Source organism: Euzebyales bacterium, assembly GCA_036374135.1.
Classification (GTDB): Bacteria; Actinomycetota; Nitriliruptoria; order Euzebyales; family JAHELV01; genus JAHELV01.
On sequence record DASUUK010000102.1, the window covers coordinates 14,171 to 40,959 of the forward strand.

Consider the following 26,789-nt stretch of genomic DNA (forward strand, 5'->3'; position numbering starts at 1 on the left):
CGTGCGCCGTGTGAGACGCCGATCTTCTAGACTGCGCGCAGACCACCGCCACGGGGCGTTCCGCGCCGGGCGGCACGCGAATCCGACACCTTGCGAAAGGGCCGTGCCACCGATGGCTGATGTGATCTGGGTGTGGGTGCCCCCGGACGAGCAGATCCAGCACCTGGCCGCGCCACCGGATGACATCCAGCTGCGCTGGGAGGGCAAGACGGTCTGCGGCATCGAGGAAAAGTTGTGGCGGGTCAGCTGGGAGAACGTCGACAACGCCAAGGCGTGTGTCGCGTGCGCCCACGCGCCGTTCACCCTGGGCGGGGACCACCGGGGGCCGCCGTAGCGTCCCATCGGGCGGGATCGTTCAGCCCTGCGGCGAGCAGGTCGAGGTAGGCGTCCCTCGCCAGGTCGACCGCGCCCATCGACCGCAGGTGGTCGGTCGGCAGCTGGACGTCGAACATGTCGTAGCCGCCGTGCTCGAGGATGCGCATCGTGGCGACCATCGCGACCTTCGACGCGTCCGGCGCACGGTGGAACATCGACTCGCCGCAGAAGACGCGTCCGACGGCCACCCCGTACAACCCGCCGACGAGGGCGCCGGCGCCGTCCCACACCTCGACGCTGTGGGCATCACCGGAGGCGTGCAGTCGGCCGTACGCCGTGCGCATCTCCGGCGCGATCCATGTCCCCTCCCCCGGCCGGTGCGCGCACGCCGCGACGACGGCGTCGAACGCGGTGTCGCTCGTGCACGAGAACGCTCCCGACCGCAGGCTGCGGCGCAGGCTGCGGGACACGTGCAGCCCGCCGATGGGGATGATCGCCCGCGGATCCGGCGACCACCACCAGATCGTGCCGCTGTCGCCCGGCCACGGGAAGATCCCGAGCGCATAGGCCTCGCGCAACGTGGCGACCTCCAGATCGCCGCCGTACGCGAGTGGCCCGTCACCCGGGCCCCTGCGCGGATCGGGGAACCGGCTCATCACCGTGATCAGCGGACGTCGGCACCCATCGCGTGCGCGCCGCCGTCGGCGTGGACGATCTCACCCGTGACGACCGGCGTCCAGTCGCTGAGCAGCGCGCACACGACGCGCGCGACCGGTTCGGGATCGCCCGTGTCCCAGCCCAGCGGCGCGCGCTTCTGCCACACCTGCTCGTAGGTGGAGAACCCGGCGATCGAGCGTGCGGCGATGGTCCTGAGCGGTCCGGCGGCGACGAGGTTCACGCGTGTCCCCTGCGCACCGAGGTCGCGCGCCAGGTACCGGCAGCACGACTCGAGTCCCGCCTTGGCGACGCCCATCCAGTCGTACGACGGCCACGCGACGGCCGCGTCGAAGTCCAGACCGACGATCGCACCCCCGCCACCGGCCGCGAGCAGCGGCGCGAACGCCCGACCGAGCGCCGCGAGCGAGTAGGTCGACACGTGCACCGCCGTGGCGACGTCCTCCCACGGCGTCTGGAGGAACTGCCCGCCGATCGCGCTGTCGGGCGCGAAGCCGATCGCGTGCACCACGCCGTCGACGCCGCCCCACCGCTCGTCGAGCGTCGCGCGCACGCGGTCGAGGTGCGTCTCGTCGGTGACGTCGAGCTCGAGCACGTCGACCGCCGCCTCGAGCCGGCCGGCGATCCGCTCGGTGATGCGCATGCCACGCCCGAAGCCGGTCAGGACGATGTCAGCCCCCTGCTGCTGCGCGAGCCGGGCGACGTGGAAGGCGATCGACGCGTCGTTGAGCACGCCGGTGATCACCAGGCGTTTGTCGGCCAGCAGCACGGTCGGGTCCTCTCGGTGGTGTGGTCTACTGCGGCAGGTTGTCGTGACGGTAGCCGGGCCGCACCGAGCGCTCCAGGGCGCGCAGTGCCGCCGCGACGCGGGCGCGGCTGGCGGCAGGGTCGATGACCTCGTCGACGCTCAGGCGCTCAGCGGGCACGTGGGGGTCCATCGCCTCGGCGCGGTAATGACCGATCAGCTCCGGCCGGCGATCGGGCTCCGCCGCGAGCTCGCGGCGGTAGATGACGTCGATCGCGCCCTCGGCACCCATCACGGCGATCTCGGCGCCGGGCCAGCTGAAGACGGCGTCGGCACCGAGCGACTTGGAGTTCATGACGATGTAGGCGCCACCGAACGCCTTGCGCAGGATGACGGTCACCCGCGGCACCGTCGCCTCCGCGAAGGCGTAGAGCAGCTTCGCACCCTTGCGGATGATGCCGCCCGCCTCCTGACCGGTGCCAGGCAGGAAGCCGGGCACGTCGACCAGCGTCACCAGCGGGATCCCGAACGCGTCGCACAACCGCACGAACCGCGCCGCCTTCTCGCTGGCCTCGATGTCCAGACATCCCGCGAGCACCAGCGGCTGGTTGGCGACGACGCCGACCGACCGGCCGTCGACGCGCGCGAAGCCGACCACCACGTTCTCGGCGAACTGCTCGTGAAGCTCGAAGAACGAGCCGCCGTCCACGATCCCGCGGATGACGCGGCGGACGTCATAGGGCTCGCGGTGGTCGTCGGGGACCTGCGGCATCGGCTCGGGTTCGACCGGTACCTCGTGCGGCGGCAGGTCGTGGCACGAGCTGGGCAGGTACCCGAGCACGCGCCGCGTCAGGTCCAGTGCGTGCGCCGCGTCGTCGGCAACGAGGTGCGCGACGCCCGAGGTCCGCGCGTGCAGTTCGGCGCCGCCCAGATCCGACAGCGACACGTCCTCGAACGTCACCGCGCGCACCACCCGCGGACCCGTGACGAACATGTGCGCCTTGTCGCGCTGCATGATGACCACGTCGGTCAGCGCGGGCGAGTACACCGCTCCGCCTGCGCACGGACCCATCACCACGCTGATCTGCGGCACCCGCCCACTGAGCGCGACGTTGCGGTAGAAGATCGAGCCGTAGCCGTCGAGCGCGGCGACGCCCTCCTGGATGCGCGCGCCGCCGGAGTCCAGGAGACCGATCACCGGGCAGCGCACCCGCGCCGCACGATCCAGCCCCGCGGCGATCTTGGCGGCATGGACCTCTCCGAGCGAGCCGCCCAGTGCGGTCGGGTCCTGTGCGAACACCTCGACTGGCCGCCCGTGGATGCGCGCCGACCCCGTCACGACGCCGTCGCCGTCGGGCCGTTTGCGCTCCATGCCGAACGCCGTGACGCGGTGCCGCGCCTGGCTGCCCACCTCGGCGAAGCTGTCGAGGTCGACGAGCGCGGTGATGCGCGCCAACCGGTCGGCGCGCGGGTCGATGGTCTCGGTCACGCGTGCAGCGCCCTACGCGCCGGCGAGCACGACGACACCGTTCTGGCCGCCGAACCCGAACGAGTTCGACATGACGACGTCGACTGCGACCTCGCGAGGCTCGCCGTGGACGATGTCGAGGTCGACCTCGGGATCCTGCTTCTGGAGGTTCGCCGTCGGTGGGATCAGGCCGTGCTCCAGTGTCAGTGCGCCGAAGGCCGCCTCGATCGCCCCGGCCGCGCCCAGCGAGTGGCCGGTGACGCCCTTGGTCGACGTGACCGGCGGCGCGTCGTCGCCGAACATCCGGCGGATGACCCTCGACTCCGCGGCGTCGTTGAGCGGTGTCGACGTGCCGTGGGCGTTGATGTGCCCGACCTCGGCGGCGGTGACCCCCGCATCGCGCAGCGCCGAGGAGATCGCGAGGCCGACGCCGACCCCCTCGGGGTCGGGCGCGGTGATGTGGTGCGCGTCAGCGCTGGCCCCGTAGCCGAGCAGCCGGGCACGCACGGTCGCGCCGCGAGCCGCGGCGTCCTCGCCGCGTTCGAGGACCAGCACGCCCGACGCCTCCGCAGCGACGAAGCCGTCCCGGTCGGCGTCGAACGGCCGCGACGCGGCGGCCGGGTCGTCGACACGTGCCGACAGCGCATGCATCTGCCCGAACGCCGCGATCGACAATGGCGACAGCGCCGCCTCGGTGCCGCCGGTGATGACGACGTCACACGCGCGGGTGCGCAGCAGGTCGCGCGCGACGCCGATGGCGGTGGCGCCCGACGTGCACGCCGTGGCGGTCACCAGGTTCGGCCCGTTGGCGCCGAACTCGATCGCGATGTGGCCGGCGACCATGTTCGGGATCATCATCGGGATCAGCAGGGGCGACACCCGTGTGGGACCTTTGTCGAGCATGATCTCGTGCTGCTGCTCCCAGACCGGCGAGCCGCCCATGCCACAGCCCATGACGCAGCCGACGCGGGCGCCGTCCCATGTCTCGGGATCCAGCCCGGAGTCCTCGATCGCCTCACGGGCGGCGACCAGGCCGAACTGGACGAAGCGGTCGAGCCGGCGTGCGGCCTTGCGGCCCAGCAGCGCGTTGCCGTCGAAGTCAGCGACCCGGCAGCTGATGTCGATCGGGATGCCGTGCAGGTTGGGGTCCTTGGCGGCGGCGGACCGCCCGCTGAGGACCCCGGCCCACGCCGTGTCGACACCGATCCCCGCCGGGGTGACCAGGCCGAGACCGGTGATCGCGATGTCGGTCGTCATGTCACGTGCCCTACTGCCGCGATGCGGGCCGCGGTCCGGCCCACGGTGGTCAACGTCGTCAAGCGCGCTCGACGGTGGCGCCCTTCTCCTCGAGCAGCTTGACCGTGTCGTCGAGGGTGTCGAGCTGCTCGGCCTCCTCGTCACTGATCCGCACGCCCATCTCCTCCTCGGCGGCGAGCGCGAACTCGACGAGGTCGAGCGAGTCGAGATCGAGGTCGGCGAACGTCGCCTCGGGCGAGACCTCCTCCTCGGAGACCCCGAACTTCTCGACGAGGAGTTCCTTGACCTTGTCGTACACAGCGCTGCTCATGTGTTCAGTGTCCCTTCACCGTCGTTGGTCATGGTCGAACGTCCGGCGGAGTCCTTCCGCCGTGAGGGTGGCGGGGTCATGCCCCACGTCGGTCGAGATCCGGCCACGTCAACAGCGTCGAGCCCCAGGTGAACCCGGAGCCGAACGCCGTCACCAGGATCCGCTCGCCGGGACGCAGCGTTGCGTCGGCCAGCGCGAGGGGTATCGAGGCGGCTGAGGTATTCCCGTAGCGGTCGACATTACTCACCCGGCGGTCGGTGGGGATGCCCAGCCGGTCGGCGACCGCCATGAGGATGCGCAGGTTGGCCTGGTGTCCGACGAACCGGTCGACGTCGTCGGTGGTCAACCCGGCCGTGTCGAGCAGCGCCAGACACGACTCGGTCATCCGTCGCACGGCGTGACGGTAGACGTCGCGGCCATCCATGGTGAGGAATCGGCCGGCTGCGTCCGGATCCGGACCGGGCATCCGGGTCCCCCCGGCCGGGACGACGAGGTGGTCCACGCCGCTGCCGTCACTGCCCAGGTCGAACGGCCCGATGGCGCCGGGCTCGTCGGGTTCCCCCGCGCGCATGGTCACCGCGCCGGCCCCGTCACCGAACAGGACCGCGGTCGACCGGTCGTCCTGGTTGGTGATGCGGGCCATCAGGTCCGCGCCGATCAGCAGCACGCGCTCGCTGACTCCCGCGGCGATCAGACCGGCCGCCGACGCCAGCCCGTACACGAAGCCCGCGCAGGCGGCCTGCACATCAAATGCGGGGACCGAGTCCCACCCGAGACGGGCCGCCACCAGCGGCGCGACACCCGGCATCGGATGATCCGGTGTGGTGGTCGCGACGACGATCGCTGACGGGGAATCGTCCGCGGCGTTCTTGAGGACGGCCTGGGCGGCCTCGAACGCCAGATCGCTGGTCGCGACGGCCGGATCGGCGATGCGTCGTTGCGCGATGCCGGTCCGCGTGCGGATCCACTCGTCGCTGGTGTCGAGCCGCGCCGCGAGATCGTCGTTGGTGACGATGCGGTCGGGAACGGCGACACCGAGGCCGTCGAGCACTGCCGCGGTACGTGGGATCATGGCGTCAACCTAGCGCGGCGCCACCGCCCGCGTGCGGACGGTCACGCCGGCGACACGTCGAGCCAGGCCAGTGCCTGGCCCTGCCTGACCAGTTGACGCGGGCGGACGAGCAGGTTCTTGAGCAGGGCGTCGACCGGTGAGCGCACCTCGTCCGCACGACCACGACCGCCCGTGATGTGACCGAGGATCTGACCGGCCCGCACGCGGCCGGAGATGGCCGCCGGCTCGAACCTGCCGGTCGTCGGGGCGACGACGAGTCCCATGGTGTCGGCGCACGTGCCCTCGAGCGACGCTGGCTCGCTGGCGTTGGCATGGCCGGCAGCGGCCGGGCGGACGGGTCTGGGCATCTGCGCCTCCGTAGGACGGCGGTGGCGTGTCGATCGTTGTTGACATTGACGTCAATGTCAATTCTGCCCCCACCACGCCATCCGCAACCACCACAGTCGACAGGTCGGCAGGACCGACCGTGCTGACGGCCGTCTGACGCAGGCCGGTCCGGCCTCTACGCTGCGGGCACGACGCACTCCCCCGCCCCGAGGAGACCGGCCATGATCGACACGGACGTCCGGGACACGTTGGTCAACCGGATGGCCACGCACCGGATCGACCTCGAGCGCCTCGTGACCATCCCGAGCGTCAGCGCGCCAGGCTTCGACCACGCCGAGCTGCGACGGTGCGCGGAGGCGGTCCGCGACCTCCTCACAGCGCGGGGTTGCAGCAACGCGCGGCTGTTGGAGGTCGAGGGCAGCCACCCGGCCGTGTACGCCGAGTGGCTGCACGCCGGACCGGACAAGCGCACCGTGCTGTGCTACGCGCACTACGACGTGCAGCCGCCCGGCGACTTGGAAGCGTGGACGACGCCGCCGTTCGAAGCGACCGAGCGCGACGGCCGTCTGTACGGCCGTGGTGCCGCCGACGACAAGGCGGGGATCATGGTGCACGTCGCCGCGATCGACGCCTGGTTGTCGACCCACGACCGGTTGCCGTGCAACGTCAAGGTCATCGTCGAGGGCGAGGAGGAGACGGGCAGCGAGCATCTGGACGCCCTGCTCGACGGCTACGGTGACCTGCTCCGCGCGGACGTCGTCATCATCACCGACTCGGTGAACTGGAAGGTCGGCACGCCGGCGTTGACCCACTCGCTGCGGGGACTGACCGACTGCGTCGTCGAGGTGCGCGCGCTCGACCACCCGCTGCATTCGGGCATGTACGGCGGACCCGTGCCAGATCCCGTCAGCGGCCTGGCGAAGCTGCTCGCCGGGCTCACCGACGACAGGGGCACGGTGGCTGTGCCAGGCTTCGCCGACGACGCGCCCGACGGGCCGGGATCGAGTTCGGTCGACGCGCTCGCGTTCGACCTCGACGAGTTCCGTCAGGAGGCCGGCCTGCTCGACGGCGTCGAGCTCATCGGCGCGGCCGGCCACCACGTGCTCGAGCAGCTGTGGTACCGGCCGGCCATCTCGGTGACCGGGCTCGACGCGACACCGGTCGCCATCGCATCGAACACGCTGGCGGCGACAGCGAGGGCGAAGGTCAGCGCACGGCTGGCGCCGGGACAGGACCCGGACCGCGCGCTCGACCTGTTGGTCGGCTGGCTGGAGGACCACGTGCCGTGGGGGCTGCAGGTCACCGTCACGCGTGGCGCGGCCGCCGCGGGCTACTACGGCGACCCGGATGGACCGACCATGAAGGTGGCCCGGCGTGCTCTCGCGGCCGCGTACGGCAACGACGCGGTCCTCGTCGGCCTGGGCGGCAGCATCCCTCTGATCGAACCGCTCACGAAGGCCTTCGGTGACATCCCCGCGCTGCTGACCGGTGTGGAGGATCCGGACACCCGCGCCCACGGCATCGACGAGTCGCTGCACCTCGACGACTGGGAGTGCGCGTGCCTCGCCGAGGCCTACCTGTTCGCCGAGCTCGCGGACGGGACCTAGAGCCCGCCATGGCCCGCTCCGAGTATGACGCGGCGTACTTCACGCTGCTGCGCGCACGCGAGGAGCACACCGAGCTGCTGCGCTACCGCGAGTTCCTCGTCGGCGAACGGCACCGTCTCGACGCGTTCGTCGCGCAGGTGCGCGCCGAGGCGGACGCCGTGCCCCGCAAGATGCGCCGACCCGTCGATCAGACCACCAAGGCGGTCGTCGAGGCCATCGGCGCCCGCCGCTCGGTCGTGCTGGCCGAGTACGAGCGGATCGATGATCGCATCGCGGCGGCCCAGGAGTTCGTCGAGGAATGCGAGGCCGAGGTCGACGAGTTGCGCGGCTGATTTGGAGGGGATCTGTCAAGACACCCCATTGGGGGCAGATTGAGTTGACCGCTGTCGGTGGAGATGCCCAGAGGCCACGCCCTCGCCAGGGCGACCGCGAGTTGCGGCGAACGCCAGGGTCAACGTCGCCGGCAGGCGCTCCAGGATGACCGTGGTCGCGGCACGGCGAAAGCGACGATGCTGACGCCGAGCATCACCACAAGGACCTGCAGCACCCGGCGGACGACGTAGCCGGCCACGACTTGGGGCCCTTCGTCGCTCAGCGGTTCAGCCGGACCTGGCTGCACAGGATCTGACCGTCTGCGCGCACCTCGTAGTTCTCCGAGCGTCGGCTGCCACGCCTGCACGATGTCGGGGTTGTACAGGTACACGTAGCTCTGCGCGTCGACGATGATCGTGACCGCTTCGTCGTGGAGCTCCTTGCGCCGCTCCATGTCGTCTCGGTCCGCACCTCGTTGAGCAGGTCGTCGACCTGCTGGTTGCAGTAGTTCTGTGTGTGTTCTGCCTGTCGCGCTCGGCTGATCGTCTTGCCGTACCTGAAGGCGACGAACAGCGCGAACCCGGCGGCGGCCAGCGCGATCGTCACCGAGCCACCGACCGCGAGCGTCGTGCCGCCGGCCAGGATCCCACCGAGCAGGGGGGAGGTAGACGGCCATCACGAGGTCCTCGGCCACCAGCAGCGGGCCGATGCTGCGACCGACAACCGTTGTTCGCTCGGGGATGCGAAGCCACTCGATCGAGAGCCCGGCGACGGATTGCCGGCTCGAACAGGTCGCTCGTGCCGCGTCAGCCTCCTTCGACGGGCCGGTCCACGAGGCGATCCCGCGGTACCGGGGCGTCGAAGTCAAGCGCTGAGCCAGCGGTGTGCTCGAACGACCGAGGTGAGGCTGTGGTAAGACCTGCTGGTCAGGAGAGGATTGTGGTCAGGGGGCGGGGCCGAACCGTCGACCTCCGACGTCAGTCGTCCGGGACGACGTCGCCGAAGCGGAGCACCAGGTCGTTGGGCTGCACCGTCAGGCTGACCTCGTCGCGCGGCGCCCACAGAGGGATGCACGGCCCCTGGCCGGCGTGCCCGCACAGGCAGACCACGAGGTGGCCGTCGGGGCGCATGCCGATCAGCTGCCTCGCGTAGCTCAGGAGCTCGGTCATCGACGCCGAGCTGCCCGCCCTGCGCCAGTAGGCGTTCGCCCATCGCGATTCGGGTCGACCGTAGATGGCGAGTGCCGCGCCCCGTGTCAGGCGGGTGACCTCGGCCAGAGCCTCGGCGCCACTGAGCATCTTGTCCTGGCGCGGGCTCTTGCCGATGCGCGCGGCGCTGACCGGCGACGACAGCAGTCCGGGCAGGTCGTCGAGGTCGTAGGTCCCGGCGGCCTGGGCTGCCTTCTGCCGGTCGACGCTCACGTCATAGGTCGGGGCCTGTCGGGTTGCCACAGCACTCCTCGTCGGATCGGTGTCGGATCGAGTGTAGCTACGACGGGATGGCCCGCCGGACGCTGGTCGGCCGGTGGCGCGTGACCACCCGGCCGACCAGCCGGCGGGGCGACCAGCCCGACGCGACCGCTCGGGCGGCCGGCACTACACGCGGGCGTCGGCGGGTGCGACGGACGCGGCGACCGGCGGATGTCCCGGTCCGCTGCCGGCCGGCGCCGCGTCGCCATCACGCAGCGAACCGAGCCACAGCGCGACCGCGGCCACGATCAGCGCGACGGTCAGGCGGCGCAGGAGCCGCACCCCACGGTCGTCGTCACGAGCGCTCCACCGCGCAGCTGACCGCCTCGCCCACCTTGAGCTCGACCTGCTCGCCCTGGTGGGTGATCGTCAGCGGGTCTCCGTCGGCCAGTTCGTAGACGACCTCGTTGTGGCGCACGTCGACGTCGATGCGCTGGCCGCGCCACTGGAGGGGGAAGTGCAGCCCGTCCCACGTCTGTGGCAGGCGTGGTTCGAACGCCAAGGTGCCATCCGAGTCGCGCAGCCCCCCGAACCCGTACACGGCGGCCATCCACACACCGCCGGCCGAGGCCACGTGGACCCCGTCCGCGGTGTTGCCGGCGACGTCGGCCAGGTCCATGAGCGCCGCGTTGCGGAAGTACTCGACCGCCTTGTCCTCATAGCCGAGATCGGCGGCGATGATGCTCTGGATGCACGGTGACAACGACGAGTCACCAGTCGTCAACGGGTCGTAGTAGTCGAAGTTGCGGCGCTTCTGCTCGCGGGAGAACTCGTGGTCGAGCAGGAACATGGCGAGCACGATGTCGGCCTGCTTGATGACCTGGAAGCGGTAGATCACCAGCGGGTGGAAGTGCAGCAGCAGCGGGTACTTGTCGCGCGGCGTCGCGGCGAAGTCCCAGACCTCCTTGTCGAGGAAGTTCGTGTCCTGCGGGTGGATGCCGCGTTCGGTGTCGTACGGGATGAACATCGACTCCGCCGCGTTGCGCCACTCCGCGATCTCCTCCACCGTCGCGCCGGTGTCACGGTGCAGCAGGGCGTAGCGGTCGGCGTCTCCCCTGCGGATCTCCGACACCACGTCCGCGGCGAAGCGCAGGTTCAGCCGCGCCATCAGGTTGGTGTAGGTGTTGTCGTTGACCAGTGTCGTGTACTCGTCGGGGCCTGTGACGCCGTAGATGTGGAAGGTGCCGTTGCCGTCGTCACGGTGGAAGCCGAGGTCCGCCCAGAGCCGCGCGGTCTCGACGAGGATCTCGGCACCGAGTGTGTGCAGCAGCTCGGTGTCGTCGGTCGCCTCCACGTACCGGCGCAGCGCGTACACGATGTCGGCGTTGATGTGGTACTGCGCGGTGCCGGCCTCGTAGTACGCCGATGCCTCCTCGCCGTTGATGGTGCGCCACGGGAACAGCCCGCCGCGCTGGCTGACCTCACGAGCCCGTTGGCGCGCATCGTCGAGCAGCGAGTGCCGGAAACGCAGCAGGTTGCGCGCGATGCGCGGAGCCGTGTACGTCAGGAACGGCAGGACGTAGATCTCGGTGTCCCAGAAGTAGTGCCCCTCGTAGGCAGATCCGGTCAGCCCCTTGGCCGGGATGCCGGTCCCTTCGGCGCGCCCCGCCGCCTGGATCAGCTGGAACAGGTTCCACCGCATGGCCTGCTGCACGGCGGGGTTGCCACGCACGACGACGTCGCTGCGCTCCCAGAAGTCGTCGAGGTACGAGCGCTGGGCGGCCAGCAGGTCGTCGAAGCCGTCGCGCACCGCACGGTCGAGCGTGCGGTGGCAGCGGTCGGCGAGCTGACGCGTCGGCGTGCTGCGCGACGTGTGGTAGGTGCCGAACTTGTGGATGCGGATCGTTTGACCCGGCTCGGCGTCGACGACGACGACCAGCTTGCCGAGATCCTCGTCGGCCTCGCTGTGGTAGGTGTGCTCGTTGTCGGTCTCGATCACGTGGTCGATGGCACACGCCAACGTCATGCCGCTGTCGGCGACCTTGTAGCGGAGCACCGAGCGGGTTTGCTCGGCCTCGTGGCCTTGCGGAACGAGCACGCGGTGACCGAAGCCACGGGCCTTGCGAGGGTCGCCGCCGCGGTCCCGCTCTTCCTGCTGGTTGCGGATGTGCGACGAGATCACGACCGGCGCACTGTTGTCGAGCACCGTGATCTCGTACGTGACCACCATCAGGTGCCGGTGCTCGAAGGACACCAGCCGCTCCGAGCACACGCGGATGCGCTTGCCGGCGGGAGTGAGCCACTCCAGCTCGCGCGTCACCGTGCCGCGGCGCATGTCGAGCGAGCGCTCGTAGGACCGTAGGTCGGCGGTCGCCAGGTACAGCGGCTCGTCATCGACGTACAGGTGGAAGGTCCGCGCGTCGGGAACGTTCAGGATCGTCTGCCCGGTCGTGGCGAATCCGAACGCGTCCTCGGCGTGCTGGATGGGCCAGACCTCGTGGAACCCGTTGATGTAGGTGCCGCGTTCGACGACGGGGCGTCCTTCGTCGTGCGTACCACGCATGCCCATGTACCCGTTCGACAGCGAGAACAGGGTCTCGACCCGGGCCAGGTAGCGGCGGTTGAAGCGCTTCTCGATCAGCTTCCACTCGTCGACCGGGTACTGGTCGTCGGGGAGGAACTTGAAGGCTCGTCGGCGCATCCGCGCCGGTACGGCGAGGACCTCGTCGTCCGGCAGCATCGTCATGTCGCAACTCCCCGGGGGCCGGTCACGGCAACAGCTCGGCCAGGTCGTTCACGACGATGTCCGCGCCGTTGGCCCGCAGGGCCTCGCGCTCGTCGTCGCGGTCGACGCCGACGACCAGACCGAACGCGCCGGCGCGCCCGGCCTGGACGCCGGAGATGGCGTCCTCGACGACCACCGCGCGCTCAGGTGGCGTCGCCAGGTCCGACGCCGCCGCCAGGAACGTGTCCGGTGCGGGCTTGCCCGGCAGGCCCCGCTGCGCCGCCACGACCCCGTCGACGCGCGCGTCGAACAGGTCGAGCAGACCCGCGCTGGTCAGCACCGACACGCAGTTGCGGCTCGACGACACCACGGCCAGGCGCACGCCTTCGTCGCGCAGGTGGTGCATCAGCCGCACCGAGCCGTCGTAGACGACGACGCCCTCCTCGTCGAGCAGCCGGTTGACCAGCTCGTTCTTGCGGTTGCCCAGTCCGCAGACGGTCTCGCGGTCCGGCGGATCGGAGCGATCCCCCTCCGGCAGGTCGATGCCGCGGGAGGTCAGGAAGCTGCGCACGCCGTCGTAGCGCGGCTTGCCGTCCACATAGGTCTTGTAATCACCGTCGATGGTGAACTCGATGACGTGACCGCCCTCGCGCTCCCCTCGCTGGCGCAGGTACTCGTCGAACATCGTCTTCCACGCCCGCGCGTGCACGGCCGCCGTGTCGGTGATCACACCATCGAGATCGAACAGCACGGCGTCGAAGCGGTCGGCGGAGAGTTGGGCGGTCATGATGCCTCGCCTGTCTGCCCGGTCCCTCCCCGCGCGGGTCGGCACCGACGTCGATCGTCTACCTCGCCGGTACTGTAACCGCGGGACGAGGGCCCGGAACACGCACACGACAACGGACGTTCCGACGGGCTCACGAGTCGTCAGTCGGCGGCGGTGGCGCGAACAGCCGGGTGAACGCCTCGATGTTGCGCCGTGCCTCGTCGAGCACCTGCTCGCCGACGGCCGTACCGCCAACCGCGGTCTGACGTCCGACCTCGAAGCTGAGCGCCTGTAGCTTCGCCAGCTGATCGGTCAGTCCCGACGCCTCGATCTGGGCGAGCAGTTCCTCGGCACTTCCGGTCGCGGCCTCGAGCCGACGCGCGACTGCGAGGAACAGCGCAACCCCCTGACGCCACTGAGCGATCGCCTCGGGCAGCTGACTGAGCTCCTCGGCCATCCGCCATCCCCACCGTGCCACGGCCAGCGGGTCGAACGGCGCCACAGCGGGTCGTTCGCCGGTCATCGGTGGTTCCCTCTCGGGTTCCGTCGGGCACGCATCACTGCTCCTGCCTGGCCGACCTCCCTGGCATTGTCTTCGAGACCGCACGCCCGCACAACGCCCGGGTCAGGCCGTCGACACCCCCGTCATGTCTCGATCGTGCCGACCACGACGTCGACGGTGCCACCGCCCGCCCAGATCGTGCCGTCGTCGCTCTGGTCGATGTGCACCCGCCCCGACCGGCCGAGGACCGTGCCCTGACTGGCGACGTAGGGCGCGACGGCGCGTCCCGACGCGATCAGCCACTGCGCGAGCGAGGCGTTCAGGCTGCCGGTGACGGGGTCCTCGCGGGTCACGCCGTCGACGGGGAAGAACGCGCGCACCTCGAACGCCGCGGACGACGCGTCCGGGTAGGGCCCGATGACACCCACGTCGTGTCGGATGGTGCCGGGACGCACACCGAGCACCGCGCGTCGGCGTCCGGCAGCAGGAGTGCGACCCATCCCGGCCCGTTGTCGACCCATTGGGCCTCGATCACGTCGCGGCGGTCGATGCGCAGGGCCCTCGCCAGTTCATCGACCAGCGTGTCGTCGACGGCACCCGACCGCAGCAGGGGTGGCGCAGCGAACGCGAGCCGGGACGCCCCACGTCGGATGGACACGAGGCCCGCGCCACACTCCTGCACGACCGCACCCGCGCGTGCGGGCGATCCGCCCTCGGCCAGCCACGCGTGGCACGTGCCGAGCGTGGGATGTCCGGCGAAGGGCAGTTCGGCCGCGGGTGTGAAGATCCGCACGCGGTAGTCGGCGTCCGGACGCGTCGGTGGCAGCACGAACGTGGTCTCCGAGAGGTTGGTCCACGCGGCCAATCGCTGCATGGCCGCGGTCGTCAATCCTTCGGCATCGAGCACGACAGCAACCGGGTTACCGAGATGCACTTCGGTCGTGAAGACGTCGACCTGCCGGAACGGGCGTCGCACGAGGCGTCAGGCGGTTCGCTCACGTGACCGGACCGCGCGTCCAGCCCGCTGCGGATCGACACGTCGCAGCGTCGCCACGAAGGCGCCGCACGCCACGACGTGCATCGCCGACAGCGCCACGCGGCTGGCCGGGTCGCTGGCCAGCAGCAGCGGTGACGCGAGCGACAGCGCGGTGACCATCACTGCCACGACCTGCATGGTGCGCAACCGGGCCGGGTTCTGCGAGGCGACCACGGCCGTGGCACCCAGGCCCACCGCGAACGGGCCGATCGTGCTGATCACGACCTGCACCGGGCCGATCGGTGATGGTGCGGTCGGGATGTCGAAGCTGACGCCCAGCGCGCGACCGGCCAACAGGACAGCGACGTTGACGACCGCGGCGACCAGCGCCGCGACGCCGCCGAGCCGCCACAACCGGTGCGGGTCCAACGTCGCCACCATGTCCTCCTCTTGACCACCCGGTCCCATCGCGTCACCCGCCGCGCGCATGCAGCGGAGGGTCGTCTGCAGGCTACCCGCGGGACGCTGTCGTCGGGGTGCGAGGTGATCGAGCGCACGCGGACCCAGCTGCCGTACGCGTTCCTGTTCGCCGGTGCCGGCGTCCTGCTGGGTCACATCCCCGTCGGGTTCGGCGTCCCGTGGTGTGGATCGTGATCCCCTGTGCGCGATCGGCGTCACGGCCCAAATGGCGCGTCGGCCGTCACCGGTCCGTCATGGGCGCGCAGCCGCCGTGGCCGTCGGTCCGGATGTGCGGTCGCATGATGTCGACCGTCCCCTTGAACGCGTACGGATCCCGGCCGGCCACGAGCAGGATGTCACGGTGGTCGGCCGTACCCATCGGCTCGTCAGCGGCGGGATGACGCCACGGCAGCAGCGACTCCGCGCTCATGTAATGGTTGACGAGCGCCCGCCGCGTGCCCGGTGGCCCGTCGTTCGGCAGGGAGCGGTGCAGCAGGTGGCCGTCGAACAGCAGTGCCGCGCCCGCGGGGAGTTCGACCGGTACCGCGTCATCATCCCGGTACCCGAACCCGTACGCCTCACGGGTGCAGTCGAAACGCGGATCGTGCTGGTCCCGATCCGGATAGAGGACGCCTGCGCGATGCGAGCCGGGTATGACCCACAGGCAGCCGTTTGCCGTGGTCGCATCGTCGAGCGCGATCCAGCACGCCGTCAGTGACCGGTCCCGCGTCGGGATGTGCGTCTCGTCCTGATGCCAGGCCTGGCCCGGCCTGCCCTCCGACTTGATGAACAGCATCGACTGCATCAGCTTCACGTTCGGGCCGATGATGTCGGTCAACGCCGTGATCACGGCGGGCACCCGCGCGACATCCCGCAGCAGCGGCGAGATCTTGTGCGGGAAGTGGATGCACAGATAGCGCCGCAGCACAACGTCGTCGCCATCCGCCGGCGACGCGGAGGTCACACCGTCGATGGCTCCCCGGTCGCCGCGGCACAACGCGACGGACTCCTCACGGGTGCGTAGCAGCCGTGCACTGTCCAGAGCGTTGGGGATGACCACGTAGCCGACATCGTCGTAGGCGATGACGGTGGTGTTGAGCCGTGGGTCAATGATGACGGGTGCCTTGACGCTCCGGGCCATGACGTGCCTCCTACGCGGGCAGGTGGCGTTCAGCCTCGCCCCGACGGTCCGTGCGTGGAATGCTCTGACGGCGTCGGTGCTTGTCCGGATGTGAACACGACCGGGGGTTGCGATGCTCGGTCCCGCCGTAGCTGACTATCCCGCTGCGGCGCGCACGGGTCCACGCGTGATCGACGACTGCGAGTTCGTGTGGATGCTGCGCGGGCGCGCGACGTACGTCGCGGGTCACGAACGCGTCCTGCTCGTGCCCGGACGGCTCCTGCTCGTGCCGCCGGATATCCGCCATGTGCTGCTGTGGGACGAGCAGGGTCCGTGCCGTCACGGCTATGTCCACTTCGCGCCGACCGACGTCGCGGTGGACGTGCCCGACGTCGCCGTCGTCCGGACGCCGACGGCACATGATCCGTTGGCGCGCCTGTGCACTTACCTGCTGTGGCTCGGTCACGAACGCCCGGCGGGTTGGCAGACGGCCGTGCGCGCGGCGCTGCGGGTGATGGTGCAGCTCGTGACGATCGGACCGCTGCCTGGTGCCACAGCGCCCGGCGCCCTCTCGCCCGTCCTGCGATCGGTGATCGGGCACCTCCGGGACACGTGGGCGCAGCCGCCCCTGCGCCGCGTGACCGTCGACGAGGTGGCCGCCGCAGCATGCGTGTCGCGCAGCCATCTGAGCCGCCACTTCCGCGCCGAGCTCGGGATCAGCCCCGCGTCCGCGCTGGAACGCCTGCGGTGTTCACGGGCCGAGGCGATGCTCGCTCGGACGAACATGACGATCACCGCGATCGCGCGTCAGTGCGGCTTTGCGGATCTGTACCACTTCTCCCACCGGTTCCGCCGGCTGCACGGCATTGCTCCGACGGTGTACCGAAGCGCCGAGCCGACCACGTCCGTGCTCGACCACGCCGGCGTACGCCGGTTGGCCTACGCCATATGGAACTAGTGCCGGCGCGCCGGGCAGCTCCTCCGAGGTCCCGACCGGTGAACCCGGTGCCGTCGGCACGTCACATTCGATATCGTCGAGTGCGGATGGGTGCGACAACCGATCGATCGTCCGATGCTGGAGCGTGACGCCCCGCTCGCACGTCTGCGCGCACTGCTGGACGGGATCGACGACGGCGGCGGCCGCATGGTGCTGGTGCGGGGCGAGGCCGGCATCGGAAAGACCACGCTCGTGTCCCGCTTCCTACGCGACGCGGCACGTCGATCCGATGTGTACGTCGGTGCCTGCGACGACCTCGGGACGCCCCAGCCGCTGGGACCGATCTGGGACGTCGCGCGCGACCGACCCGACGTCGCCGCGACGTTGGCGGACGGCGAACGCCGTCGCGTGATGGACGCGCTGCTCGACCTGCTGTCGCCGCCGGGACGTACGGCCGTGCTGGTCATCGAGGACACGCAGTGGGCCGACGAGGCGACGCTGGACGTGATCACGTTGGCGTCTGCCTGGCTGCGGTGGCCGTCACTGGTCAATCCCATGACCCATCTCGTGACGCTGATGCGTGCGGCGGCACTCGCCTTCGCCGCCCTCGCGTGGCTCCTGGCGGTCCGCTGGCTGCGGCGCGCGCTGATCGCCTAGCAGAGGCGGCGGGTCCGCCCGACCGTCAGCCCGCCGGTCTGCCGCTGAGGTCGGTGCAGGACCGCAGGCTCCGCCAGGAGGCACGGCCCGCCTTGGCGGCATCACCGGACAGACCGGTCGCGACACCGCCCTGGAGGACCGCCGGCTTCCAGTTGGTGCGCATCGCACCGTCAGGAGCGATGGTGACCGCGAAGACCCCGCTGTCCGCACCGGGCCCGCCCGAGGTGTAGAAAACGAAGTTGCCGAGCCCGTAGTGGACGACCGCATCACCCAGGAACCCACCGGCCTGCAGACGGTGGGCGTGGCCGCCGACGACGATGTCGGCACCGGCGTCGGTCAGCTGGGCCGCGAGTTCCTGCTGACGCGGGAGCGGACACGAGGCGCCCTCCTCGCCCCAGTGGAGCATGACCACCACGGTGTCGCCTTCGCGGTCGGCACGTTCGACGGCCGCCAGCAACCGTGACAGTCCCTCGTACTCCTCCTTTGCCGACGCGAGCCCTGCGCGGTCATTGCGCGCCGTCCACGCCTCGATCGCGAACGAGTCGAGGACCTGTGTCGCGCCGAGGAACGCGATGCGCCGACCATTGACCGTCACCCAGTGCGGGCGGTACGCCTGTTTGGCCGTCCGCCCCGCGCCGACCAGCGCGAGATCGGCACGTCGGGCCGCCACCAGCGTGTCGCGCAGCCCCCGATCGCCGTAGTCCATGCCGTGGTTGTTGGCCACCGAGACGATGTCGACGCCGGCCTCGCGCAGGGCGGTGAGCCCCGCCTGTGGGGCGCGGAAGTTGAACTGCTTGGGTGACGGCGCTCCCCGCGCGGTGACGGCCGTCTCCAGGTTGACCATGGCGATGTCGGCGTTGGCGAACAGATCGCCGACCGGCGCCAGCGCCCCCGCGGGGTCGGACTGCACCGCGTCCCGCAGAAACGACTCGAAGTGGACGTCACCGCCGAACGCCACGGTCACAAGCGCGCTCGGCTCTGGCGAGGAGGTCGGGCTGGCCGCGGCCTCATCGCCCTGCGACGGCGCCGCGTCGGCGTCGTCGGGCGCCGGCTCGTCCGCGCCGTCGGTCGCTGACTCCACGTCGACGACAGGCCCGTCGGCTGGCTCGGCGGTGCCGGCGACCTCCTCCATCGCCGTCACGAGAGCCGACCAGGCGGGAGGCACCAGCAGGATCGCCAGCGCCACCGCGCCCAGCAGCACCACCCAGCGCCCCCGGACCGTCAACGCCCCGGACTCGTCGCCGATCGCGACGAGCCATCCGGCGCGCCTGCCCCGGACTGCTGCGCTCATGCTGCGGTGCTCCGCTCAGACGGTGCCGGCCCGCTGACGTCGACCACCACCCGAGCGGTGTCGGTCGCCGTCATCCGGACACGTACGTACGAGGTCGGCATCTTAGCGGCATCGCAGCAACTCGCACGGCAGCGCGGACGTCGACGATGCCCCTGCCGCCGACCGCTGGGTCGCCGCCTGATCCCTTTCCCGGCGGCGTGCTGTACACCGCCGCCGAGAGCGGTCGGGCGACGCGCGCGATCCCTGGACGCTCGAGCGCATTGACGTACCGCTCGTCGGCCACCCCGGCGTGGCCGACTTCCGCTTCGACCGCAGCGGGCGGATCGTCACCACGACCAGCACCGAGGTGCCCATCTGGGACCGCGCGAGTGGGAGCGCGCCGCCTGTGCGACGGCCGGTCGCAACCTCACGCCCGAGGAGTGGCAGACCCACCACCGGCCGACATGGCCCACCGGCCCACGTGCCCGCAGTGGCCCGCGGCGACGGGGCGATAGTGCGGGCGGGGCCGGCGATGGTGGTCGCGGTGATGATCGTTCCTCTCTGGCTGGTGATCGCGGCCTCCGGTCAGGTTCGGCCGGTGAGCCGTGTGACGCCTCGGCGGCTTCCCTCCGGGAGAGGAGGTCGTCCCGGGACGTCGTCTACAGCCCCCGACGGCACCCGCGTCGCGGGCTGGACGACTTCGCCTGCGACGTCGCCGCCCGCAACCTCACACAGGCCGAGTTGCGCGACACGTTCGGCGACCGTCCGTACCGCAGGACCTGCTGAGCGGGCGGCTGCGGCGTCGCGGCCGTGCACGGCAACCCACCGCGCAGGGACGGGATGCCGAGCGGACGTCGTTCAGGCGAGCAGCATGCCCCCGTCGACGACGACCGTCTCGCCGGTCATGTATCCAGCCGCGTCCGAGGCCAGGAACGCCGCGACCTTGCCGATGTCGTCGGGCTGGCCGAAGCGCTTCATCGGCACCTTGGTGTCAAGGAAGCCCTGCCGCATGGCCTCCATCTCCTCGGGCGTCATCCCGCTGCCCTCCAATGGCCCCTTCGTGCCCGGCGTGTCGATGCCACCCGGAGCGATGGCGTTCACGCGGACCCCCTTCGGCGCCATCTCCAGCGCGAAGTTCCTGGTGAACATGATCACACCGCCCTTGGACGCGTCGTACGCGGCCAGGCCCACCATCGACGGGTGCAGGCCGTCGACCGAGGCGATGTTCACGATCGCGCCGGGGCGCGCATTGTCGGCCATCCACGCTGCGGCCGCCTTCGAGCAGAACGCGAGCGCCTTGAGGTTGATCGCGTACACGCGGTCGAACAGATCCGGTTCCATGTCGAGCATCGGCACCTGCGGGTAGATGCCGGCGTTGTTGACCAGCGCGTCGATGGCACCGAAGTGTTCGACGCACGCATCGACGAGTTGGGCACCCGCATCGGCGTCCGTGACGTCGAGGGTGATGGCGCCGGCCTGCCCTCCCTCCTGCGTGAGACGATCGACTGCGCGCATCGCGGCATCGCCGTCGAGATCGGCGATGAGCACGCTGGCCCCGGCTCGGCTCATCCACGTCGCGCAGCCGAGCCCGATCCCCATCGCGCCACCCGTGATCGCGGCAACCTTGCCGGTCAAACTGAACGGTCCCCAGTCAGCCATGCCAACCTCCTCGTCGATCGGCCCACCAACCGATCGTGCGGAGCGCGCAGAGGACACGCCAGAGCCGATGGGCCTGACCGCTCCAGCCATTCGGGTGGGCGCGAGCCTATCGGTACGTCCGGTGTCCATTCGGCCAGGTCGCCCATGACGCAGGATTGGGTATCTTCCCGGCACTGGGCCCGCGCGACTGACTATCGGTCGGCGGGTTCACTCATTCCGGACCCGGACGCCTCCGTCAGTCGTCCGAGCGCCTGCCGGGCCATGCGACGGTCGTCACGACCGCGGCCACGATGAACACGGCGACGATCACCCAGTCGGCGACATCGGTGGTGAGCGCAACCCCGGCGAGCACAACGCCGACCAGCACGAGCACGACGGCGATCTGCGTCTCTCGTGAACCTCGCACAGGTGCCTCCGCTGTGGGGCTGGAAGTGTACGTCCGGCAGCCCCGCTCGCCGGTCGACGACCGGGGCGACCTGCCAGCCGCCGCACCGGCCGCCGTCGGCGGTGTGATTGAAGGTCGCGCGCTTCACCGCCGACTGGGCGGCCCTGATCAGGTCAGTCAGAGCTCGGGGACTGAAAGGGGCGCCGTGAACCCACCACCCGTGAGGTAGTCGCAGCGCACAAGTTGGGTTCCGACGCGCCTGAGGGGGCAGTTCTGCGCAGTGACAGGTGATTGCACGGTCGCGGATTCGCCCGGGTCGGGTCGGGCCGCGGCCGGCGCCGTGGTCAGGCAGACGAGCAGTGCCGCTCCCGCGGCCGTCCGCGAGAGACGTACGAGTGGCGTGGTGCGGGACATGAGCGCCTCCTTGGCGTGTCTCTGGTCGATGCCACGTGCGTGGCTGCACCGACTGCGGTCGCTGTTCGTGATCCGCAACCGCGGTGGACTGAACGTGGGTCGAAGCACTGGCAACCTGCTGGCAGTTCGGTGACGATTCGATGGCAGCGGCAGCGCTGTGGGACGAGACAGGGCGATCAGCTGGATGTACGCTCCGTCCCGCCTGGTTGTGAGGTGTCTCGGCGCATCTTTCGCTGATCAGCGAGAGGCTCGGATGGCCATAGCAGCAGTTCGATGAGGACCCGGGGCGCGACTGTCGATGGCACGCTCGCGTTCTGCGTGCTCGGGCCGCTCGAGATCCGGCGGGGCGCCGGTGTGCTCCAGTTGCCCGGCCCGAGGGAACGAGCGCTCCTGGCACTGCTCCTGACCGCGCCCGGTCGGGTGGTCCCTGTGTCGGCGATCGTGTCGGGGATCTGGGGTGATGAAGCGCCCGATCACGCCGAGAAGACAGTGCAGTCGTACGTCTCCCGATTGCGTCGCGCCCTTCGGAAGGGCGACGACGCGTCGGTCGTCCTCACCCGTAGTCCCGGGTATGTTGCCGCGGTCGATTCCGACCAGGTGGACGCGGAGCGGTTCCGCATCCTGGCCGCCGACGGTCGACGCGATCTCGTGGCCGGACGCCCCGGCGCTGCGGCGGCCGGGTTGCGGGATGCGCTGGGGTTGTGGCGGGGCGAGGCGTACGCCGAGTTCGATGCACCGTTCGCCGTCGCCGAACGAGCGTCGCTGGAGGAGCTGCGGCTGGCTGCGCTCGAGGACCGGATCGCGGCCGACCTCGCGCTCGGTGCCGGGCCGGAACTCGTCGGAGAGCTCGAAACCCTCGTCAGCCGCCATCCCTGGCGGGAACGGCTCTGGGCGCAACTGATGACCGCGCTCTACCGGTCGGGGCGTCAAGCGGACGCGCTGGCCGCCTTCCAGCGAGCACGGACGTCGCTGATCGACGAGCTGGGCATCGAGCCGGGAAGGGAGCTTCGCGCGGTCGAGGCGTTGGTGCTCGCACAGGACGAGCAGCTGCTGGTCCGCGACCCGGCACTGGCTGCGCTCCCACCAGCGCTCACAATCGCCGGGCCGCTTCTCGTCGGCCGCGAGCGTGAGCTCGACCGGTTGAGGGACGCCTACGACCGAGCGGCGACAGGGTCGGTGCAACGCGTGCTGCTCAGCGGCCCGCACGGCATCGGCAAGACCCGCCTTCTGGCGGAGCTGGCGCGGGAAGCACAGGCACGGGGCGCGCTGGTCCTCTACGGCACGAGCGGCGCAGCGCCGCGTCCGGACAGTGGACCGGTCGTCGTCCTGCTCGACGATCTGCAGCGGGCGCAGGCAGCGGAGCTGGCCGCACTCGCAACGTTCGTCGTCGCTGCCCAGCCGCCGCTGCTGGTCGTTGGCGCCTGCGTCACGGACCGCCCCGGCGCGCAGCCGCCGCCGGCGGTGTCGAGGGTGTTCCTCGATCGTCTCGAGGTTCCACCACTTCGGCCACCAGCGGTCGCTGAGATCGTCGCTTTGTATGTCCCGACCGATGCCGTCGAGGACGGTGTCGCGGCCGTGGCCGAGACGTCGGGCATTCCCTTGCAGGTGCACGCGGCCGCCAGCCGGTACGGCGAGCGGCTGGCGACCGCACAGGTCGAGGAGGCGGCTGCGGGCATCTCCGAACCGCGACGCCGCCTCTCGGAGTCGCGCGCACGCGTCACCGAGGGAGTGCTCGACCTGCAGCGCATCCGTGTACTGCGGGATGCACTCGCACCCGCTCAGCCGCCGCGGGTGGTGTGCCCGTACAAGGGGCTCGCGTTCTTCGACGTCGAGGACACGTCGTACTTCTTCGGCCGCGAACGTCTCGTCGCTCAGCTCGTTGCCCGCCTGGTGGATGCCCACCTCCTTGCGGTGGTCGGTGCGTCCGGCAGCGGCAAGTCGTCTGTCGTTCGCGCGGGGCTTGTCGCCGCGATCCGCACCGGCACGCTGCCTGGGAGCGACCGCTGGCGCACGGTCGTGACCTCGCCGACGCAGCCGCCGCCTGCGCTGCCAGACCGCGACGACACGCGAACGCTGCTTGTCGCGGATCAGTTCGAGGAGCTGTTCACCGCGCAATCGCCCTCCCAGCAGAAGAACTACGCAGCGTGGCTCGCCAGCGCGGCGGCCCGGACAGACGTGACCGCCGTCGTCGTGGTGCGGTCGGATTACTACCCGCAGGTCGCCGCCCTTCCTGGTGTCTCCGAGTTTCTGACCGCCAACACGGTGCTCGTCGGTCACATGGCACGCGACGAACTGCTGGAGGCGATCCTGCTACCCGCCGGCGCGGCGGGTCTGGACCTCGAGGAAGGCCTGGCCGAGACCATCGCGAGCGACGTGGCCGGCGAACCAGGCGGACTGCCGCTGATGTCCACCGCCCTGCTGTCGCTGTGGGAGCAGCGTGACGGTCGCAGGATGTCGCTCGCTGCCTACCACGCCATGGGTGGCGTGCGCACTGCCGTTGCACGCCTGGCCGAGGCCGCCTACGGACAGCTCACACCCGACCAGCGGTCGGTCGCGCGGCGGACGCTGCTGCGTCTGGCTGAAACCGACGAGGCCGGCGAACCGGTTCGACGTCGCGTGCCGATCGCGGAAGTCGCACCGGACGGCGATGCCAACGGCCGCGCAGTGCTCGACACGCTGGCAGCACGACGGTTGCTGACAGTCTCGGAGACGCACGCTGAGGTCGCGCACGAGGCGCTGCTGCGCGAGTGGCCGCGGCTGCGGGGATGGCTGAACGAGGACATGACCGGCCGACGGCTGCGCAGGCACCTCGCCCCTGCAACGCGCGACTGGCTGGCCGGCGGCCGGGATCCGAGTGAGCTGTCTCGCGGACCACGGCTGACCGCGGCACTGGAGTGGCAGCGGGACCACTCCGACGACCTGACCCAGGTCGAGCACGACTTCCTCCATGCGAGCCACCGGGCGGCAGAGGCCGGGGCCCTGCGGCGCCGCCGGTCGATCAGACGGCTTCGTGGTCTGGCGATCGGCCTGGCCAGCGTGCTGGTGCTCGCCGTGGTCGCCAGTCTGATCGCAGTCGACCAGCGCAACGATGCTGCCCGAGCCTCGTTCGAGGCGGACGTGCGCGCGCTGCAGGCCATGGCGCTGGACGAGACCCGCTGGGACCGGGCGCTGCTGTACGCCGCGCAGGCGCAGCGGTTCGAGGGGTCGGAGGAGTCGCGCGCGGCGCTGCTGCAGACCGTGCAGCGCGGCCCGGAGGCGACGGCGGTCTACAGCGCGGACAAACCGCTGCACTCGCTTGCGGTGAGCCCGGACGGCACAAGGCTGGCTGCGAGCGGCATCAACGGCACGGTGTACGTCTGGGACGCCAGGACGGGGCAAACCATCCAATCGGTGCGCGACGTCACCGGCCTCATGGCGACGAACCTTGATTTCAGTCCCGACGGCCGCTACGTCGCTGCGGTGGGCGTCCCGCTTCCGCTCCATGCCGAGAAGGACTACACCTTCCAGGTCGTGATCGTCGACCTCGAGCAGACACCGCCCTCCGTGTGGTACCTGCGGAGCGGCGAGGTCCACGCAGCCGCGTTCGCGGCCGACGGACGCACGATCGTGACGTTGGGCGACGGTGGTCGCGTCCGCCATGTCGATGCGGAGACCGGTGCCGTGGAGCGGGCCTTCACCCTTGATATGGAGGGATCGCTGTACGGAACCCTCCGCTGGACCGCGGACCGTCGGTACATGGTCGCGTTTGACCCCGACATCGGTCAGTTACGAGCCTGGGAGCTCGAGTCCGGCCGGCGGATGTGGTCGACGGACGAGCCCGGCATCTCCGCTGCAACGATCAGCCCAAACGGCGCGCAACTGGTCATCGGTTACGGGGACGGCCGGATCGAGCAGGTCGACCTCGCCCACGACGGAGCACGCACGCCGGTGAGTACGGTCCTCACCGAGGGACTGATCGACCTCAGGTGGTCCCCCGACGGCTCCACGTTCGCGGGAGTCACCCAGGAGCGGACCGTCGTCGTCTGGGATGCTCGCACCCTTGAGGTGACGTCCGTCCTCCGCGGCCACTGGGGGAACCTGTCGCAGGCGGCCTACTCCCCCGATAGCGGGACCATGTACGCAGCCGGGTTCGATCGGTCTGTGGTGGCGTGGGATCTCACCGGTACCAAAGGGATTGTGAGTTCTGTCGGCGCGAAGCCCCGTGCCGATGTGCACACGATCGGACTGGCGGCCGACGGGTCCGTGGCGGCCGCGGCATACGCGGACGGTCGCGTCGACGTAGTCGACATCGCCAGGAACGAAAAGGTCCAGGTGACTGTCGCCGCCGTCCCCGATGTCCTCCGCGTCGACCGTCTCGGGCGGTCCGTGCTCATCCATGTTCCGCCGCCCCGGCCTGATCCGGTGACGCGCCCTCCCGTGACTGTGCACACGCTCGATGTGCGGCGGGGCGAGCTGCTGCCGTATGCGATAGAGCTCGACTTTCTGACGGCGTGGGATGCGGTCACCACATGGGATCACAGGGCCATCCTCGCGGTGGGACAGCAGCAGGTCGGTCTGTACGACCTGGCTACGGGTGCCCCCGAGTCCGCCGCGCTGTTCGAAGCGTCCGACGCCGTGGCCGCAATTGGCGCACACCCTGGAGGTCGTCTTGCCGCGTTGAGCGTTGAGGGCGGCACCATTGAGATCATCGACTCGGCCAACGGCGAGCGCATCCACACCCTGGACCCCGGCGACAGATTTCGGGAGCGTCTGCCCTTCTCTCAAGTCACCTTCTCACCCGACGGCCGGTGGCTCGCTGGCGCGACCAACAGCGGCCAGGTCATCGTCTGGGACACGCGGGCATGGCGGCGTCACAACACGTTCGACGCGTCGGCCGGCTTCGCGCTCGCCTCACTCGTGTTCAGCTCGGACTCGGAGCTGCTGATAGCCGGCGGCGCAGGTACCGCCTCCATCTGGAGCCTCGGGGACCCAGCCGGTGCGGGTGTACGGCTGGACGTCGACGCCCAGCGGCCTGACGCCAACGTCCTCGTCGGCACCAAGGATGACGGCGATACCGTCGTGACCTTCACTGAGGGCACCGGGGTGCGCGAGTGGAGGATCGCCCCCGACCGGCTGCTCGAGCACGCCTGTGCCGTCGCCGGCCGCAATCTCACGCAGGACGAGTGGAACGAGGTGTTGCCCGACCGGCCGTACGAACGCACCTGCAGTCAATGGGCAGATGGAACGTGATCAGGAGGCACCGGCGAGTGTGGTGCTTCCAACGGGATTCGAACCCGCGCCGCCGGCTTGAACGCGCGACCACCCCGAACGCTGTGCTCACCAGCGGAGATGCAGGTCACCGTCGAGCGAAACCTCTCCAGTCATGTGTCCTGACAACAGAGGCTGGCTGAGCGGGGGCTGCCCTGGCTCGACGCCGTGCTAG

General features: G+C 70.4%; 26 protein-coding genes. 6 read left to right on the forward strand and 20 right to left on the reverse strand.

Annotated features, from left to right (window positions below; genetic code table 11):
• The first annotated feature begins 112 nt into the window (after positions 1-112).
• A complete protein-coding gene (locus VFZ70_16595; protein ID HEX6257430.1) occupies positions 113-334 on the forward strand; it encodes a hypothetical protein in 222 nt (73 codons plus the stop codon).
• Here the strand turns inward: VFZ70_16595 and aat are convergent.
• The 7 genes from aat to VFZ70_16630 form a co-directional block, all read right to left on the reverse strand.
• Positions 300-971 carry a leucyl/phenylalanyl-tRNA--protein transferase gene (gene aat / locus VFZ70_16600; GenBank protein HEX6257431.1) on the reverse strand — a complete coding sequence of 224 codons (672 nt, stop codon included), beginning with the start codon at positions 969-971 and terminating at the stop codon, positions 300-302. The genes VFZ70_16595 and aat overlap by 35 nt on opposite strands.
• Positions 972-979: 8 nt before the next feature.
• Positions 980-1,759, reverse strand: coding sequence for an enoyl-ACP reductase FabI (gene fabI, locus VFZ70_16605; GenBank protein ID HEX6257432.1), 780 nt, complete (start codon positions 1,757-1,759; stop codon positions 980-982).
• Positions 1,760-1,784: 25 nt separating this feature from the next.
• Entirely contained in the window at positions 1,785-3,224 is a 1,440-nt protein-coding gene (locus VFZ70_16610; protein HEX6257433.1) for an acyl-CoA carboxylase subunit beta, read from the reverse strand.
• Positions 3,225-3,236: 12 nt separating this feature from the next.
• Positions 3,237-4,460, reverse strand: coding sequence for a beta-ketoacyl-ACP synthase II (fabF, locus tag VFZ70_16615; GenBank protein HEX6257434.1), 1,224 nt, complete (start codon positions 4,458-4,460; stop codon positions 3,237-3,239).
• A gap of 58 nt (positions 4,461-4,518) precedes the next feature.
• The gene (locus VFZ70_16620; protein HEX6257435.1) at positions 4,519-4,770 is read right to left on the reverse strand and encodes an acyl carrier protein; all 252 of its coding nucleotides are present in this window, start codon (positions 4,768-4,770) and stop codon (positions 4,519-4,521) included.
• Between the two features lie 76 nt (positions 4,771-4,846).
• Positions 4,847-5,842 (reverse strand): beta-ketoacyl-ACP synthase III, encoded by a 996-nt coding sequence (locus VFZ70_16625; GenBank protein ID HEX6257436.1) that lies wholly within the window; start codon positions 5,840-5,842, stop codon positions 4,847-4,849.
• Between the two features lie 41 nt (positions 5,843-5,883).
• Positions 5,884-6,189, reverse strand: a complete 306-nt coding sequence (locus VFZ70_16630) for a hypothetical protein (protein ID HEX6257437.1) — start codon at positions 6,187-6,189, stop codon at positions 5,884-5,886.
• Between the two features lie 201 nt (positions 6,190-6,390).
• Between VFZ70_16630 and VFZ70_16635 the strand changes: the two genes are divergently transcribed.
• Both VFZ70_16635 and VFZ70_16640 read left to right on the forward strand, forming a co-directional pair.
• Entirely contained in the window at positions 6,391-7,776 is a 1,386-nt protein-coding gene (locus VFZ70_16635; GenBank protein HEX6257438.1) for a M20/M25/M40 family metallo-hydrolase, read from the forward strand.
• Between the two features lie 8 nt (positions 7,777-7,784).
• Positions 7,785-8,108, forward strand: a complete 324-nt coding sequence (locus VFZ70_16640; GenBank protein HEX6257439.1) for a hypothetical protein — start codon at positions 7,785-7,787, stop codon at positions 8,106-8,108.
• Positions 8,109-8,227: 119 nt separating this feature from the next.
• Here the strand turns inward: VFZ70_16640 and VFZ70_16645 are convergent, their stop codons facing one another.
• The 10 genes from VFZ70_16645 to VFZ70_16690 all read right to left on the reverse strand — a co-directional run bounded on the left by VFZ70_16645 (position 8,228) and on the right by VFZ70_16690 (position 16,066).
• Positions 8,228-8,542 carry a hypothetical protein gene (locus VFZ70_16645; protein HEX6257440.1) on the reverse strand — a complete coding sequence of 105 codons (315 nt, stop codon included), beginning with the start codon at positions 8,540-8,542 and terminating at the stop codon, positions 8,228-8,230.
• A 523-nt stretch (positions 8,543-9,065) separates the two neighbouring features.
• Positions 9,066-9,539: a hypothetical protein gene (locus tag VFZ70_16650; GenBank protein ID HEX6257441.1), complete on the reverse strand. Its 474-nt coding sequence runs from the start codon at positions 9,537-9,539 to the stop codon at positions 9,066-9,068.
• Between the two features lie 144 nt (positions 9,540-9,683).
• Positions 9,684-9,839: a hypothetical protein gene (locus VFZ70_16655; protein ID HEX6257442.1), complete on the reverse strand. Its 156-nt coding sequence runs from the start codon at positions 9,837-9,839 to the stop codon at positions 9,684-9,686.
• 13 nt (positions 9,840-9,852) lie between these two features.
• Entirely contained in the window at positions 9,853-12,243 is a 2,391-nt protein-coding gene (locus VFZ70_16660; GenBank protein ID HEX6257443.1) for a glycosyl hydrolase family 65 protein, read from the reverse strand.
• Positions 12,244-12,265: 22 nt separating this feature from the next.
• On the reverse strand, positions 12,266-13,009 hold the full coding sequence (locus VFZ70_16665; GenBank protein ID HEX6257444.1) for a beta-phosphoglucomutase family hydrolase: 744 nt from the start codon (positions 13,007-13,009) through the stop codon (positions 12,266-12,268).
• Positions 13,010-13,139: 130 nt separating this feature from the next.
• Complete coding sequence (locus VFZ70_16670; protein HEX6257445.1) at positions 13,140-13,511, reverse strand: hypothetical protein; 372 nt, start codon at positions 13,509-13,511, stop codon at positions 13,140-13,142.
• A gap of 122 nt (positions 13,512-13,633) precedes the next feature.
• On the reverse strand, positions 13,634-13,870 hold the full coding sequence (locus VFZ70_16675) for a PhzF family phenazine biosynthesis protein (GenBank protein HEX6257446.1): 237 nt from the start codon (positions 13,868-13,870) through the stop codon (positions 13,634-13,636).
• Positions 13,840-14,466: a PhzF family phenazine biosynthesis protein gene (locus VFZ70_16680; protein ID HEX6257447.1), complete on the reverse strand. Its 627-nt coding sequence runs from the start codon at positions 14,464-14,466 to the stop codon at positions 13,840-13,842. Before VFZ70_16680 ends, VFZ70_16675 begins: the two co-directional genes overlap by 31 nt.
• Positions 14,467-14,472: 6 nt before the next feature.
• Positions 14,473-14,907: a DUF6069 family protein gene (locus tag VFZ70_16685; protein HEX6257448.1), complete on the reverse strand. Its 435-nt coding sequence runs from the start codon at positions 14,905-14,907 to the stop codon at positions 14,473-14,475.
• Between the two features lie 259 nt (positions 14,908-15,166).
• Positions 15,167-16,066, reverse strand: a complete 900-nt coding sequence (locus tag VFZ70_16690) for a phytanoyl-CoA dioxygenase family protein (GenBank protein HEX6257449.1) — start codon at positions 16,064-16,066, stop codon at positions 15,167-15,169.
• 112 nt (positions 16,067-16,178) lie between these two features.
• On the opposite strand from VFZ70_16690, the gene VFZ70_16695 reads away from it, so the two are divergent.
• Together VFZ70_16695 and VFZ70_16700 are read left to right on the forward strand one after the other, a co-directional pair.
• Positions 16,179-17,003, forward strand: coding sequence for an AraC family transcriptional regulator (locus VFZ70_16695; GenBank protein ID HEX6257450.1), 825 nt, complete (start codon positions 16,179-16,181; stop codon positions 17,001-17,003).
• Between the two features lie 114 nt (positions 17,004-17,117).
• The gene (locus VFZ70_16700; protein ID HEX6257451.1) at positions 17,118-17,639 is read left to right on the forward strand and encodes an ATP-binding protein; all 522 of its coding nucleotides are present in this window, start codon (positions 17,118-17,120) and stop codon (positions 17,637-17,639) included.
• Between the two features lie 25 nt (positions 17,640-17,664).
• Here the strand turns inward: VFZ70_16700 and VFZ70_16705 are convergent, their stop codons facing one another.
• From VFZ70_16705 to VFZ70_16715, 3 genes are all read right to left on the reverse strand, one after another.
• On the reverse strand, positions 17,665-18,930 hold the full coding sequence (locus VFZ70_16705) for a CapA family protein (protein HEX6257452.1): 1,266 nt from the start codon (positions 18,928-18,930) through the stop codon (positions 17,665-17,667).
• Positions 18,931-19,767: 837 nt separating this feature from the next.
• Positions 19,768-20,568 carry an SDR family NAD(P)-dependent oxidoreductase gene (locus tag VFZ70_16710; GenBank protein ID HEX6257453.1) on the reverse strand — a complete coding sequence of 267 codons (801 nt, stop codon included), beginning with the start codon at positions 20,566-20,568 and terminating at the stop codon, positions 19,768-19,770.
• A gap of 235 nt (positions 20,569-20,803) precedes the next feature.
• On the reverse strand, positions 20,804-20,974 hold the full coding sequence (locus VFZ70_16715; protein ID HEX6257454.1) for a hypothetical protein: 171 nt from the start codon (positions 20,972-20,974) through the stop codon (positions 20,804-20,806).
• A 666-nt stretch (positions 20,975-21,640) separates the two neighbouring features.
• Here VFZ70_16715 and VFZ70_16720 point away from each other — a divergent pair.
• Positions 21,641-26,596, forward strand: coding sequence for a BTAD domain-containing putative transcriptional regulator (locus tag VFZ70_16720; protein ID HEX6257455.1), 4,956 nt, complete (start codon positions 21,641-21,643; stop codon positions 26,594-26,596).
• The last annotated feature ends 193 nt before the right edge of the window (positions 26,597-26,789 follow it).